The organism is Streptomyces sp. NBC_00158, from assembly GCF_045160885.1.
Classification (GTDB): domain Bacteria; phylum Actinomycetota; class Actinomycetes; order Streptomycetales; family Streptomycetaceae; genus Streptomyces.
In genome coordinates this window covers 2,586,247-2,598,410 of the sequence record NZ_CP108161.1, presented here as the reverse complement: position 1 = coordinate 2,598,410, position 12,164 = coordinate 2,586,247, and the positions used below count along the sequence as shown (strand labels likewise).

The window sequence follows — 12,164 nt, the reverse complement described above, 5'->3', positions numbered from 1 at the left end:
CAGAACCGCTTGCGCCGAGAACGTTCGTTCTCTACTTTGAGAACGAACGTTCTCCGAGCTTCTCCGTGTTGCGATCCGAGAGGAATTCACCGTGCTCAAGCCCCCGTTCACCGAGGAGACCGCCCGCGCCAAGGTGCAGGCCGCCGAGGACGCCTGGAACACCCGCGACCCCGAGCGCATCGCGCTCGCCTACTCCGAGGACTCCGTCTGGCGCAACCGCGACCGCTTCCTCACCGGCCGCCCGGAGATCCGCGCCTTCCTCGCCGAGAAGTGGGAGCGCGAGCTGGACTACCGGCTGCGCAAGGAGCTGTGGGCGTACACCGGCAACCGCATCTCCGTCCGCTTCGAGTACGAGTGGCACGACGCGGAAGGCCAGTGGTGGCGCAGCCACGGCAACGAGCAGTGGGAGTTCGACGACGACGGCCTGATGCGCCGCCGCGAGGCCAGCATCAACGACGTCCCCATCGAGGAGTCCGACCGGCGCCTCCGCGCCTGAGCGGCCGCGCCCCGGACGGGCCGGTGCGCGCGTACCGGCCTAATCTGGGGGAGGGGCCGACTCCCGAGGTGGTGCGCGATGTCCGACACGACGAGCAGGTACTGGGCCTCGGGGAACTGGCAGGTGCGCGCGGGCGAGGAGGACGAGTTCATCCTGCGCTGGACGGAGTTCCTGACCTGGACCCAGGGGTCCGCCGACGGCTTCCTGCACGCCCGGCTGATCCGCGACCTGAACGAGCCGGGCCACTTCGTGTCCGTGTCCCGCTGGACCGGTACGCAGGCCATGGAGGACTGGCAGGCCATGCCCCAGTTCACCGAGCTCTTCGGCGCCTGCCGGGCCCTGTGCGAGGACATGAGCAGCGGCATGTTCGAGCTGGCCATGGCCGTGGACAAGTGATCGGCTGACAGAATGTGTGCATGGCACACGAAGACAGCAAGACCACCGCGGACGAGGGCACTTACGGCAAGGACGTCGGCGTCGGCCTGTCGGCCGGCATGTCCGTCGGCATCCTTCTCGGGCTCCTGGTGTTCGACAACGTGGGCGCGGGCCTGGCCATCGGCATGTCCCTCGGGCTCACCCTCCCCGTCCTGCGCCGCTCCCTCGCGGCGAGGCGCTCCGCGACCCGGCCGGGCGGCGGTGACGGCGCCTGAGCCGCCCCGCCCTGAGCCGCCCCGCCCTGAGCCGCCCCGCCCGGTGACGCCCGCCGCCCGCCCGCCGGTGACTACGCGTCGCCGCGGTGGGCGCGGGTGATCAGGTCCGTGGCCACGTCCAGGGCCGCCAGCCGGGTCTCCTCCGGGTCCCCCTCCACGTGCTGGAGGAACATCATCCCCGCGTGCAGGGTGAACAGGGCGCTCACGCAGCGCACCTGGTCCGCCAGCGGCCCCTCGTCGTTGCGCAGCAGCTCCACCAGGGTGAACAGCCGGCGCTTGACCGTCTCCCCGATGCTGAGCTCCCGCATCGTGGCCTGGTTCTCCTGCATGAAGCGGTACAGCGGCGCGCCCGCCGCCATGGCCTCGCTGTAGCGGCGCAGGATCTCCCGCTTGGTCTCCAGCGTCCCCGGCTGCTCCTGCGCCCACCCGATCAGCTCGTCGATCGGCCGGGTGAGGTCGTCGAAGACGCTGATGATGATGTCTTCCTTGGTCTTGAAGTGGTAGTACAGCGCAGCCTTCGTGACCTCCAGGCGCTCCGCGATCTCCCGCAGAGAGGTCTTCTCGTACCCCTGCTCGGCGAAGAGCTCCAGTGCGACGTCCTGGATGCGCTGGCGCGTGTTGCCACGTCGCGGCTGCTGCGGACCGGTGCTGGACATGGATCTCCCCGAGTACTTACTTGACGCCCGGCTAGTGACGGGTCTACCTTCCCCAGTGTAGTGAACTAGCCGGGCGGCAAGTAAGTGCCCGGCGCGGTTGGATGTGAACGGGGAGTGGACATGGCGGAGAACATCACGAAAGCAGCCGGCGCCGAGGAGGTGAAGCCGCGCAGCGTACGTGTCGTCCTCATGGCCCTCATGATCGCAATGCTGCTGGCCATGCTCGACAACATGATCATCGGTACCGCGATGCCGACCATCGTCGGTGAGCTCGGCGGCCTGGAGCACCTCTCCTGGGTGGTCACCGCCTACACGCTGGCCACCGCCGCCTCCACGCCGATCTGGGGCAAGATCGGCGACATGTACGGGCGGAAGGGCTCCTTCCTCACCTCGATCATCATCTTCCTCATCGGCTCCGCGCTCAGCGGCATGGCCCAGGACATGGGCCAGCTGATCGGTTTCCGCGCCGTCCAGGGCCTGGGCGCCGGCGGTCTGATGGTCGGCGTCATGGCGATCATCGGCGACCTGATCCCGCCCCGCGAGCGCGGCAAGTACCAGGGCATGATGGCCGGCGTGATGGCCCTCGCCATGATCGGCGGCCCGCTGGTCGGCGGCACCATCACCGACCACATGGGCTGGCGCTGGTCCTTCTACATCAACCTCCCGCTCGGCGCGGTCGCCCTCGCGATGGTGTCCGCGGTGCTGCACCTGCCCAAGAAGACGGGACAGGGGGAACGCCCGAGGATCGACTACATCGGCGCGGCCCTGCTGACCATCGCCATCACCTCCACCGTCCTCGTGACCACCTGGGGCGGCACCGAGTACGCCTGGGGCTCCGCCGAGATCATCGGCCTGATCGTCGTCGGCGTCCTCTCCATCGCCGCGTTCCTCTACGCCGAGACCAAGGCCGCCGAGCCCGTCATGCCGCTGCACATCTTCCGCAGCCGCAACTTCACCCTCATGTCGGTGATCGGCTTCCTCGTCGGCTTCGCCATGTTCGGCGGCGTGCTCTACCTCCCGCTCTTCCAGCAGTCCGTCCAGGGCGCCTCCGCCACCAACTCAGGCCTGCTGCTCCTGCCGATGCTGCTCTCGATGATGGCCGTCTCGCTCGTCGCGGGCCGGATCACCACCAGCAGCGGCAAGTACAAGGTCTTCCCGATCGTCGGCGGCGCGCTGATGGTCGTCGGCCTCTTCCTGCTCGCCACCATGGACACCGGCACCACCCGCCTGGTCTCCGGCCTCTACATGGCCGTCCTCGGCGCCGGTCTCGGCTTCCTGATGCAGATCACCATGCTCGTCGCGCAGAACAGCGTCGACATGAAGGACATGGGCGTCGCCTCCTCCTCGGCCACCCTCTTCCGCACCCTCGGCGGCTCCTTCGGCGTGGCCCTGATGGGCTCCCTGTTCACCTCGCAGGTCACGGACACCATGTCCGAGCGGCTCGGCCCGCAGGCCGCGCAGGCCGCCGGCTCCGCCCAGCTGGACGCGGCGAGCCTGGCCAAGCTGCCCGAGGCCGTCCGCGACGCCTACCAGCACGCCGTGGCCGCCGGTACCCACTCGGCGTTCCTGCTGGGCGCGGCGGTCGCCGTACTGGGCTTCGTGCTCGCCTGGTTCGTCAAGGAGGTCCCGCTGCGGGGCGCGGGTCCGGCCCCGGCCGGCGGCGAGCAGGCCAAGGCCGCGCAGGCCCCGCAGGACTCCTTCGCGCACTGAGCCACCGGTCACTCCCCGCCTGAAGGCGCGGCGGGTGCGGCCCGGGATCCCCCCGGACCGCACCCGCCTTTTTCATGTCCCCAACAGATGTGACAACTGAGGTTATTGAGGACCAAAGTCCGTATTACCTGGAATTTATTGGGCAATTCGGTGGAACCCCTCCAGGTATCGAGGCGTCATGACCCACAGAACCCTTGCAAGGCCGGACGGGGAGTGGACACATGACGAGCACGCAGAAGCAGAGCCTCCGGAACCGGATAGCCGTCGGCGCCTCGGCCGCCGCCGTGGCCGCCACCATCTGGGGCGTGACGGCCCTCGTCACCACCGACGACGGCCCCGCCGCCCGGCAGGGCGGTACGCAGACCCCTGCGGGCGGCAACGGGCCGGCCGCCCAGCCGCCGGCGCAGCCGGCCGGGCTGCCCGACAGCATCGCCCACGCCTCCGAGGCCGGCGGCAACGCCGTCAACATCACCATCGACGACGGCCCCGACCCCCGCTGGACCCCGCAGGTCCTCCAGGTGCTGGCCGAGCACGACGTCAAGGCCGTCTTCTGCATGATCGGCCCGCAGGCCAGGGCCCACCCCGACCTGGTCAAGAAGGTCGTCGCGGCCGGCCACCGGCTCTGCGACCACTCCATGGACCACGACACGTCCATGGACAAGAAGCCCGTCGCCTACCAGCAGGCGCAGATCCTCGACGCGAAGAAGCTGATCGAGGAAGCCGCGGGCTCCGGCGCCAAGGTCGAGTACTACCGGGCCCCGGGCGGGGCCTTCACCCCCGACAGCCGCAGGATCGCCGCCGCCAACGGCATGCGCCCGCTCGGCTGGAACGTCGACACCAAGGACTTCGGCAAGCCCGGCACCGCCGCCATCGTCGACGCCGTCAAGCGCGAGATCGGCAACGGCCCCACGGTCCTCTTCCACGACGGAGGCGGCGACCGCAAGCAGACCGTCGCCGCCCTCGACCAGGTCCTGACCTGGCTGGAGGAGCAGGGCCGGCCCACCGGCTTCCCGGTGCGCACCGCCCCCGACGCCTCCTGACACCGGCGCCGGAGCCTGCTCCGGCGCCGGCACTGACACGCCGCCGGGCGGCGAACGGGTGAGGGTCGGCCGCCGGGCCCCGCCGGGGGTGTTCCCTGGTCGCGCGCGCAGCACAGGACGCACGACGACCACGCACACGACCGGGAGACCCCATGATCAAGCCGGACCAGCTCGCCGACCCCGCCGTCCGGGCCTTCGTCACCGCCGTCAACGCGGGCGACCAGGAGGCCTTCCGGGCCGTCCTGACCCCGGGCGCGACCATGTCCGACGACGGCTCGGACCGCGACGTGACCGACTGGACGGACCGCGAGATCTTCTCCTCCCGCGGCCACATGTCGGTCGAGAAGCAGACCGACGACGGCCGCTCCCTCGTCGTCTCCTACCGCAACGACACCTGGGGCGAGATGCGCACCGCCTGGCGGTTCACCGTCTCCGACGGCCACATCAGCCGCTTCGAGACCGGCCAGGCCTGAGCGCCCGGCGCGCGCGGGCCCGGCCCGGTCCGAAGGACGCGGCCTACAGCCCCCGCGCCACTCCCAGCACCGCCGCCGTCAGGCGCCCGTTCTCCGGGGCCAGCCCGCCCGGGAAGCCGAAGCGGCGGCGCGTGTACCCGTACGCGATCCCCGTGACCGGGTCGGCGAAGCCGTTGCCGCCCGCCGCGCCGCAGTGCCCGAAGGCCTCCGGGCCCACCGCCGGCTGCGTCTCGAAGCCCAGCCCGAAGTGGTCCGGCTCCGAGGTCACCCGGTCCTGCCCCGGCGTGTGCAGCCGCGCCACGTCCGCCACGGTCGCCGGCTCCAGCAGCGCGGGCCGCCCGTCCAGCCCGCTGATGGCCGCCGCGTACAGGGCGGCCACTCCGCGCGCCGTGCCGCTGCCGCCCGCCGAGGCCGGGCCGAGGGCCTTGACCTTCGGGTGGTTGGCGTACGCGACGAAGTCCATCGGCGGCTCGTGGTGCCAGTTGAACGCCGTGCTCAGCAGCTCGGGCGGCGGCCCGCCCGCCGCCAGCAGCTCCAGCTGCGCCGGCGTCGGCAGCATCTCCAGGACCGGCTTCCAGCGGCCCTCCAGCTCCGCCGGCAGCCCCATGTACAGGTCCAGCCCGTACGGCGCCCGCACCCGCTCCTCGTAGAGCTCCTGGATCGAGCGTCCCGTGGCCCGCCGCACCACCTCGCCCGTCAGCGCGCCGATCACGAACGCGTGGTAGCCGTACGCCGTGCCCGGCTCCCAGAACGGCTCCTGCGCCGCCAGGCGGGCCGCGATGAGGGCGTCGTCCGCGATCTCCTCGTACGAGAAGCCCTCGCCGGTGCTGATCAGCCCGGAGCGGTGCGCGAGGAGCTGCCGCACCGTCAGCCGCTCCTTGCCGTGCCCGGTGAACTCCGGCCAGTACGCCGACACCGGGCGCTCCAGGTCCAGTACGCCCTCCTGCGCCAGCAGCGCCACGACCAGGTGCGCGGCGCCCTTGGTGAGGGAGAAGACCCCGCTCAGGGTGGACCCGTCGGTGTCCTCGCCGCCCCACAGGTCCACCACGGTCCGGCCGTGGTGGCGCACGGCCAGCTGGGCCTCCGGCGGGTTCGGCTCGGCTGCCACGAACGCCTCGAACTCCTCCCGTACCGCCTCCCAGCCCGGTGCGACCGTCCCATCGATCATCGTGCCCATGCCATCCCCCGTGGTCGTGCGGGGACCGTTTCCCCGTCCGTTCGGCCACAGGCAACCAGAGGCGTCAGGGGCGCGTGCCGGCCCGGCCGGGAATCTGTCACCTGTGCGTCCGCCGGCCGCTCCGTACGGGTGAACGCGCGCACGGCGTCGTTCCGGCCCGCCGCGGGGGCCCGTTGGTCCGGGCATGAAGCGCACTCGCACCGCCGCCCTCGCCCTCGCCGCGGCCGCCGCGGCCGTCGCCCCCGCCCTCGGCCAGGCCTCCGCCGCCGCCGCGCCGGGCACCGGATTCCTCCAGGACCCGGCCGGGGGCGAGCACGAGATGAAGTCCACGTGGACCAAGGACCAGAAGCACAAGCTGGAGGGGCAGGTCCGCTTCCACCCGGGGATCCAGTACGGGACGGTCTCCCGCCCCTCGCACCCCCACGACCCGAGGGGCGAACGCAAGGTCGCCGACCCGGACACGCTCTCCTGGCAGCCCTCGTACGAGTTCGCGTGGGCGGTGTCCGACGTGCTGGTGAACAAGGGGCTGACCACCAAGAACGGCACGCACCCGATCGTCGTGCACGCCGTGCTGCGCGACGCGAAGGGGGTCGCGCGGGCCGAGGTGGAGCGGAAGCTGACGGGGCAGCCCGCGACGGGGCGTCAGAAGGTCCCGGGCGGAAAGAAGATCGCGTGCGACACCGGCGAGTACACGGTGGAGTGGTCGGTCACGCGCACCCACTACGGGACGCTGACGGGCACCCTGCGCTGGGACTCCGGCTGCGGGCAGTACCGCAAGGCGTTCTCCGCGGAGAACGGCAAGGCGTAGCGGGAGCCGGGGAGGAGAGGGGGAGAGGAGGAGGCCTGTCGCCCCGTGCACCTTGTGGGTGCCCGACGGGCGACGGGGCCGCGGCCTTGGATCAAGTGCCGACAGCCATTCTGCCGTACGGGATGACGTGCGGCAGGGAGGCGAAGGTCCCTCGTTGCGGGGGACTTTCAGTGGTTCCTCTTCGAGGCGGCGCTCGCCTTCGCGGCGATGTCCTCCAGGACGGCCTTCGGGCTCACGCCCGGTTCCACCGCCCGCCCGATGTTGCGCTTGATGGTGTCGCTGACCGACATCCAGGCCGGGTTGTTGACCGGGTAGAGCTGGGCGCCGCGCAGGGCGGTCAGGAACTGCTCGTCGTTCTTGTCGAGGCCGCCGCCCGAGGGGGTGCGGGAGGCCGTGACGGTCGAGGGCAGCAGGTGGTAGCGGCCCGCGAAGTCCGCCAGGTTCTTGTCCTGGTACACGAAGTCCAGGAACTTGCCGATCTCCTCGCGCTTGCCGTTCTGCTTGAAGGCCATCATCCAGTCGGCCACGCCCACGGTGGGCGGGTTCTCGCCGGTGCCGAGGTAGTCCGAGACCGGCATGGCCACGGCGCCGACGGTGATGCCCTTGGCGCGCGCCTCGTGGGAGAGGGACGGGTAGCCGTTGAGCATGCCGACCTCGCCGCGCAGGAACGCCGCGAAGGCGTCGGCGCGGTTCAGCTGCGAGGGCGGGGTCGGTCCGGTCAGCCCGGGGTCCACCATCTTGGTCTTGAGCCAGTTGAACGTCACCACGTTCTGGTCCGAGGCCAGGCTGTAGTTGCCGCTGCTGTCGGCGTAGCCGCCGCCGTTGGACAGCTCCCAGATCATCGCCTCCGCGTGCGCCTCCTCGGGGCCCAGCGGCAGTGCGTACGGGTACTTCACGCCCTTCGTCTTGAGCGCCTTGGCGGCGCTCTCCAGGTCCGCCCAGGTCTTCGGCTGCCAGGTGGGCGAGCCGTCCTTGGCGACGAGGCCGGCGTCCGCGAACAGCTTGGTGTTGTAGAAGAGCAGACGGCTGCTCGCCACGAAGGGCAGGCCGTAGAGGGTGTTGCCGACCGAACCGGCCTCGGCGAGGGGCTGGAGGAAGTTCGCCTCGGCGCTGATCGAGAGCAGTTCTTCCGCGGAATACAGCTTGCCCTGCGCGGCGAAGTCCGAGTACGAGCCCATGAGGGCCATGTCCGGCGCCTTGCCGGAGGCGACCATACGGGATACCTCGCGGTCGATGTCGGCCCACGGAAGCAGCTCGACCTTGACCTTGATGCCCGGGTTGGCCTTCGTGAAATCGGCCGTCACCTTGTCCCAGAAAGCCTTGGAACTGGTGGCGGGGGTGTTGCCGTATTCGGCCGCGACCAGGCGCAGCGTGTCGCCGCCGCCGTCACCGGAGGAAGTTCCGCAGCCGGACAGCGGTATCAGCAGACCGAACACGGTGGCCGTGGCGGCCGCGCCGAACATTCTTCGTCGCACGAGTGGATACCCCTGATTTTCTTTTGATTCCCGTTATTACTTATGAGTTGCTCCGGGCTGGGGTGTCCCGCCGTGGCCCGTCTGGCCGGAATTCTCTCCCGAGGGCGGTCGGCTGGAATGCATTGGGTCGGCACTTGTGTTCAATGCTCCAACCAATGCTTTTCGAAATTGTGTTTTCCGATATGGGTACGGGATATGCGACGCGCGTAGACATGCCGAAAAGCCCGTTTCCGGCAGGGGAAACGGGCTCGGTGTGATTTCGGGCGCGGTCGGGCGGCGGGCCCCGGCGGCCGGCTAGTCGGCGAACTCGCCGGCGTAGGGGTCCGGCTCGCCGGTCTCGGGGTTGCGGCCCTCCTGCCAACGGCGCTGGGCCTTGCGCCAGTGGACGAAGCTGAGGTGCCCGGCGTCCCAGAAGGTGATGCTCACGGGGCTCACGTCGAACTCGTCGGAGCAGAGCCGCAGCAGGAATTCGGCCATCCCGTACGGGTGGACGGCGAAGGCGTCGGCGGTGTGCCGGCCGGCGACCAGGACCGGCCAGCGGTCCGGGTCCGGGTCGGTGGTGAGCCAGCACAGGATGTCGGACCCGCCGGTGACGCCCCAGGCGATGATCGACTCCGGGTCCACGCCGAAGGCGGCCCGGCCGCCCCCGGCCTCCCACAGCTGCCGGGCGTTGGCGGTCTCCTCGGCCATCTCGGCCGGGTCCCACTGGAGACCGGGCTTGGGCAGCGGGAGCAGCACGGTGGCCTCGCCATTGATGGACCCGGCCCCGTAACGCCCCATGAACGCCACGAAGTCGGAGGGGAAACGGGTCCCCCAGACGGCCTCCGCCGCCTGCCAGTCGACGTCCTCGTCGGCGCCGTGCGTCGCCGGCATGATCTGCTCCAGCGCCTTGATCCGCGCGTTCTCCGTCATGCCGCTCCCCTGAGACCCCAGCTCAACCGCCCCAACCTACCGCCCCGCGCCGGGAGGTCCACCCGTCGAGACGGTCACGGCCACCTGGCTCCCCACCGCCAGGCCCCAGCGGGCCATGGCCCCCGCCTCGGCCTCCAGCACGTGCCGGGAGCGGAGCCGGGGCAGTCCCAGGCGGCCCGGGGGCATGGTGGTCAGCGCGATGACGCGCATGCGGCGGTCGAGGTGGGCCACGTCGATCGGGAACCGCATCCGGAAGGTGTGCACGCTGCCCGCCGGCGTCAGCAGCAGCGCCCCCTCGACACCGTCCCGGCCGAGCAGCCCCCGGGTCCGGGCCCGGTAGGAGGCGGCGACCTCCAGGGGGACCGTGGTGCCGCCGATGAGGAGGGTGCCGGTGCCGTCCCTGTACGCCATGGGGGTCACCCTAGGGCGGAAGCCCGCCGCACCGCTGCGCGGGGCCGTCTCCCCGCCCCGCCCTTCGCCCGTTCCCCGGGGCTGCGCCCCGGACCCCCTGGGGGCTCCGCCCCCAGACCCCCGCGCCTCAAACTCCCCCAGCTACCGCTGGGAGGTGCCCCCAGGCGGGGCTGGATATTGCCGCTGCGCGGCAATATCCAGCCCGCGCGGCGTTTGAGCGCACCGGGCGCGGAGCGTCCGGTACCGGGGTCAGGGGCAACGCCCCTGGGAACGGTGGAAGGGCGGGTAGGGGACCTCGCCCCGCGCAGCGGCGACGCCGACCGGCGGGGTTGGGTCCCGGGGCCCATCCGGCCGGGACGGCGGCGGCCTAACGTCGCCGGATGGGCACCACCGTGATCACCCTCGCCGCCGCCGCGTACGGCGGCACCGCCGGCCTGGCGCTGCCCCGCGCCGCGTACCGCCTCTCGGTGCAACCAGGCGAGCCCTGGCGCGCGCGCTGCCCCGACGGGCACCCGCTGCGGGGCTGGCTCGGGCCCGCCCAGTGCCCCCGGGGAAGCGGCGCTACGGCCCCGCGCTACGGCCCCCGCGCCCGCGGGGCGGCCCTCCTCACCGCGGCCGTCTGCGCGGCCCTCGCGGCGGCCGTCGGCGCACGCCCCGAGGCGGTGGTGTTCGTCGGTCTCGCGCCCGTGCCGGTGCTGCTGGGGCTCGTCGACCGGGCCGTGCACCGGCTGCCCGACGTGCTCACCCTCCCCCTCGCCGCCGCCTGCGCCGCCCTGCTCGGCGCGGCCGCGCTGCTGCCCGGGGCCGCCGGGTCCTGGCGGCTCGCGCTGCTGGGCGGGCTCGCGCTCGGGGCCGCGTACCTCGTGCTGTTCCTGATCAACCCCGCCGGGATGGGGCTGGGCGACGTCAAGCTGGCGCTCGCCCTGGGGGTCGCTCTTGGGTGGTACGGGTGGGGGGTATGGGTGGCCGGGGCCTTCCTGGGGCTGCTCTACGGCGCCGTATACGGCCTCGGCCTGCTGCTGAGCGGCCGCGCGGCCCGTGACCAGGGCTTCGCCTTCGGCCCCTTCATGGCCGCCGGAACCCTCACCGGAGTGCTGCTGGGCGGATTCGGAGCGTAATCGTTTTGCGGCAATGCACGCAGGACGCTTTACGAAGGGTTATGGTGGAACCCCCCCCTCGGGCCGGTCCGTATCCCCCCCACGGACCGGCCCGTTTTTCTTTCCACCCGCCCTCAGGGCAAAAGTGCAGGTCAGCCGCGCTGGGCCCAGATGTTGGTGCCGGGGGTCGACACCGCGAAGGAGTCGATCTCCTTCAGCTCCTGCTCCGTGAGCGGCGCACCGGCCAGCGCGGCGACGTTCTCCTCCAGCTGCTTCACGCTCGACGCGCCGATCAGCGCGGAGGTGATCCGCTCGTCGCGCAGCACCCAGGTCAGCGCCAGCTGGGCCAGCGACTGGCCGCGGCGGGCCGCGATGTCGTTCAGGCCGCGCAGGCGGCGGACCACGTCCTCCGACAGCAGCGCGGGGTTCAGGGACTTGCCCGCGGCCGCCCTGGAGTCCTCCGGGATGCCCTGGAGGTACTTGCCGGTCAGCATGCCCTGCGCGAGCGGCGCGAAGGAGATGCAGCCCATGCCGGCCTCCTCCAGGGTGTCCAGCAGCGCGTCCTCCTCCGTCCAGCGGTTGATCATGGAGTACGAGGGCTGGTGGATCAGCGGGCGCACGCCCATGTCCGTCAGGATCCGGGCGGCCTCGGCGGTCTGCGCCGCCGTGTACGAGGAGACGCCGACGTACAGCGCCTTGCCCTGCTGGACCGCGGACGCGAGCGCGCCCATGGTCTCCTCCAGCGGGGTCTCCGGGTCGAAGCGGTGCGAGTAGAAGACGTCGACGTAGTCCACGCCCATCCGCTTCAGCGAGGCGTCGAGCGAGCCGAGCAGGTACTTGCGGCTGCCCCATTCGCCGTACGGGCCGGGGTGCATGAAGTAGCCGGCCTTGGTGGAGAGCACCAGCTCCTCGCGGTAGCGCGCGAAGTCCTGGGCGAAGATCTTGCCGAAGTTCAGCTCGGCGGAGCCGGGCGGCGGGCCGTAGTTGTTGGCCAGGTCGAAGTGGGTCACGCCGAGGTCGAAGGCGCGGCGCAGGATGGCGCGCTGGGACTCCAGGGACCGGTCGTCCCCGAAGTTGTGCCAGAGACCCAGGGAGATCGCGGGAAGCTTGAGGCCGCTGCGACCCGTGCGCCGGTAGGGCATGGAGTCGTAACGCGAGGGCTCTGCCCGATAGGGATTGTTATCAGTCATGTTGTCCTTGCTATCACGGACTTGTGACAGACCGAGTTGGGTACCCGATCCCGACGCGCAGTAATGTGG

At 71.4% G+C, this 12,164-nt stretch carries 14 protein-coding genes; 8 read left to right on the top strand and 6 right to left on the bottom strand.

Annotated elements, in window-relative coordinates:
- Window positions 1-91: 91 nt before the first annotated feature.
- The 3 genes from OG553_RS11675 (at window position 92) to OG553_RS11665 (ending at window position 1,146) form a co-directional block, all read left to right on the top strand.
- Window positions 92-496 carry a nuclear transport factor 2 family protein gene (locus OG553_RS11675; RefSeq protein WP_405978920.1) on the top strand — a complete coding sequence of 135 codons (405 nt, stop codon included), beginning with the start codon at window positions 92-94 and terminating at the stop codon, window positions 494-496.
- 78 nt (window positions 497-574) lie between these two features.
- The gene (locus OG553_RS11670) at window positions 575-892 is read left to right on the top strand and encodes an antibiotic biosynthesis monooxygenase family protein (protein ID WP_405978919.1); all 318 of its coding nucleotides are present in this window, start codon (window positions 575-577) and stop codon (window positions 890-892) included.
- A gap of 20 nt (window positions 893-912) precedes the next feature.
- On the top strand, window positions 913-1,146 hold the full coding sequence (locus OG553_RS11665) for a hypothetical protein (protein WP_405978918.1): 234 nt from the start codon (window positions 913-915) through the stop codon (window positions 1,144-1,146).
- 71 nt (window positions 1,147-1,217) lie between these two features.
- Here the strand turns inward: OG553_RS11665 and OG553_RS11660 are convergent, their stop codons facing one another.
- Window positions 1,218-1,802, bottom strand: a complete 585-nt coding sequence (locus OG553_RS11660) for a TetR/AcrR family transcriptional regulator (protein WP_405978917.1) — start codon at window positions 1,800-1,802, stop codon at window positions 1,218-1,220.
- Between the two features lie 120 nt (window positions 1,803-1,922).
- Here OG553_RS11660 and OG553_RS11655 point away from each other — a divergent pair, with 120 nt between their 5' ends.
- The 3 genes from OG553_RS11655 to OG553_RS11645 all read left to right on the top strand — a co-directional run bounded on the left by OG553_RS11655 (window position 1,923) and on the right by OG553_RS11645 (window position 5,025).
- Window positions 1,923-3,512, top strand: a complete 1,590-nt coding sequence (locus OG553_RS11655) for an MDR family MFS transporter (protein WP_405978916.1) — start codon at window positions 1,923-1,925, stop codon at window positions 3,510-3,512.
- Between the two features lie 221 nt (window positions 3,513-3,733).
- Window positions 3,734-4,552 (top strand): polysaccharide deacetylase family protein, encoded by an 819-nt coding sequence (locus OG553_RS11650; protein WP_405978915.1) that lies wholly within the window; start codon window positions 3,734-3,736, stop codon window positions 4,550-4,552.
- A 152-nt stretch (window positions 4,553-4,704) separates the two neighbouring features.
- Window positions 4,705-5,025 (top strand): nuclear transport factor 2 family protein, encoded by a 321-nt coding sequence (locus OG553_RS11645; protein ID WP_405978914.1) that lies wholly within the window; start codon window positions 4,705-4,707, stop codon window positions 5,023-5,025.
- Window positions 5,026-5,068: 43 nt separating this feature from the next.
- Here OG553_RS11645 and OG553_RS11640 read toward each other — a convergent pair whose 3' ends face one another.
- Complete coding sequence (locus OG553_RS11640) at window positions 5,069-6,202, bottom strand: serine hydrolase domain-containing protein (protein WP_405978913.1); 1,134 nt, start codon at window positions 6,200-6,202, stop codon at window positions 5,069-5,071.
- A gap of 184 nt (window positions 6,203-6,386) precedes the next feature.
- On the opposite strand from OG553_RS11640, the gene OG553_RS11635 reads away from it, so the two are divergent.
- A complete protein-coding gene (locus tag OG553_RS11635) occupies window positions 6,387-7,010 on the top strand; it encodes a hypothetical protein (protein ID WP_405978912.1) in 624 nt (207 codons plus the stop codon).
- Between the two features lie 167 nt (window positions 7,011-7,177).
- Here the strand turns inward: OG553_RS11635 and OG553_RS11630 are convergent, their stop codons facing one another.
- The 3 genes from OG553_RS11630 to OG553_RS11620 all read right to left on the bottom strand — a co-directional run bounded on the left by OG553_RS11630 (window position 7,178) and on the right by OG553_RS11620 (window position 9,808).
- Complete coding sequence (locus OG553_RS11630; protein WP_405983018.1) at window positions 7,178-8,473, bottom strand: extracellular solute-binding protein; 1,296 nt, start codon at window positions 8,471-8,473, stop codon at window positions 7,178-7,180.
- 306 nt (window positions 8,474-8,779) lie between these two features.
- Window positions 8,780-9,397, bottom strand: coding sequence for an SMI1/KNR4 family protein (locus OG553_RS11625; protein WP_405978911.1), 618 nt, complete (start codon window positions 9,395-9,397; stop codon window positions 8,780-8,782).
- 36 nt (window positions 9,398-9,433) lie between these two features.
- Window positions 9,434-9,808 carry a DUF192 domain-containing protein gene (locus OG553_RS11620; protein ID WP_405978910.1) on the bottom strand — a complete coding sequence of 125 codons (375 nt, stop codon included), beginning with the start codon at window positions 9,806-9,808 and terminating at the stop codon, window positions 9,434-9,436.
- A 380-nt stretch (window positions 9,809-10,188) separates the two neighbouring features.
- On the opposite strand from OG553_RS11620, the gene OG553_RS11615 reads away from it, so the two are divergent.
- Window positions 10,189-10,926: a prepilin peptidase gene (locus OG553_RS11615; RefSeq protein WP_405978909.1), complete on the top strand. Its 738-nt coding sequence runs from the start codon at window positions 10,189-10,191 to the stop codon at window positions 10,924-10,926.
- A 131-nt stretch (window positions 10,927-11,057) separates the two neighbouring features.
- Here OG553_RS11615 and mgrA read toward each other — a convergent pair whose 3' ends face one another.
- Window positions 11,058-12,095: an L-glyceraldehyde 3-phosphate reductase gene (gene mgrA / locus OG553_RS11610; RefSeq protein ID WP_405978908.1), complete on the bottom strand. Its 1,038-nt coding sequence runs from the start codon at window positions 12,093-12,095 to the stop codon at window positions 11,058-11,060.
- Between the last annotated feature and the right edge of the window lie 69 nt (window positions 12,096-12,164).

Bases quoted from the DNA above. Each gene is read 5' to 3' on its own strand.
- OG553_RS11640 (WP_405978913.1), bottom strand. From the start codon at position 6,202: ATGGGCACGATGATCGATGGGACGGTCGCACCGGGCTGGGAGGCGGTA.
- OG553_RS11635 (WP_405978912.1), top strand. From the start codon at position 6,387: ATGAAGCGCACTCGCACCGCCGCCCTCGCCCTCGCCGCGGCCGCCGCG.
- OG553_RS11645 (WP_405978914.1), top strand. From the start codon at position 4,705: ATGATCAAGCCGGACCAGCTCGCCGACCCCGCCGTCCGGGCCTTCGTC.
- OG553_RS11620 (WP_405978910.1), bottom strand. From the start codon at position 9,808: ATGGCGTACAGGGACGGCACCGGCACCCTCCTCATCGGCGGCACCACG.
- OG553_RS11650 (WP_405978915.1), top strand. From the start codon at position 3,734: ATGACGAGCACGCAGAAGCAGAGCCTCCGGAACCGGATAGCCGTCGGC.
- OG553_RS11630 (WP_405983018.1), bottom strand. From the start codon at position 8,473: ATGTTCGGCGCGGCCGCCACGGCCACCGTGTTCGGTCTGCTGATACCG.
- OG553_RS11660 (WP_405978917.1), bottom strand. From the start codon at position 1,802: ATGTCCAGCACCGGTCCGCAGCAGCCGCGACGTGGCAACACGCGCCAG.
- mgrA (WP_405978908.1), bottom strand. From the start codon at position 12,095: ATGACTGATAACAATCCCTATCGGGCAGAGCCCTCGCGTTACGACTCC.
- OG553_RS11615 (WP_405978909.1), top strand. From the start codon at position 10,189: ATGGGCACCACCGTGATCACCCTCGCCGCCGCCGCGTACGGCGGCACC.
- OG553_RS11655 (WP_405978916.1), top strand. From the start codon at position 1,923: ATGGCGGAGAACATCACGAAAGCAGCCGGCGCCGAGGAGGTGAAGCCG.
- OG553_RS11625 (WP_405978911.1), bottom strand. From the start codon at position 9,397: ATGACGGAGAACGCGCGGATCAAGGCGCTGGAGCAGATCATGCCGGCG.
- OG553_RS11665 (WP_405978918.1), top strand. From the start codon at position 913: ATGGCACACGAAGACAGCAAGACCACCGCGGACGAGGGCACTTACGGC.
- OG553_RS11670 (WP_405978919.1), top strand. From the start codon at position 575: ATGTCCGACACGACGAGCAGGTACTGGGCCTCGGGGAACTGGCAGGTG.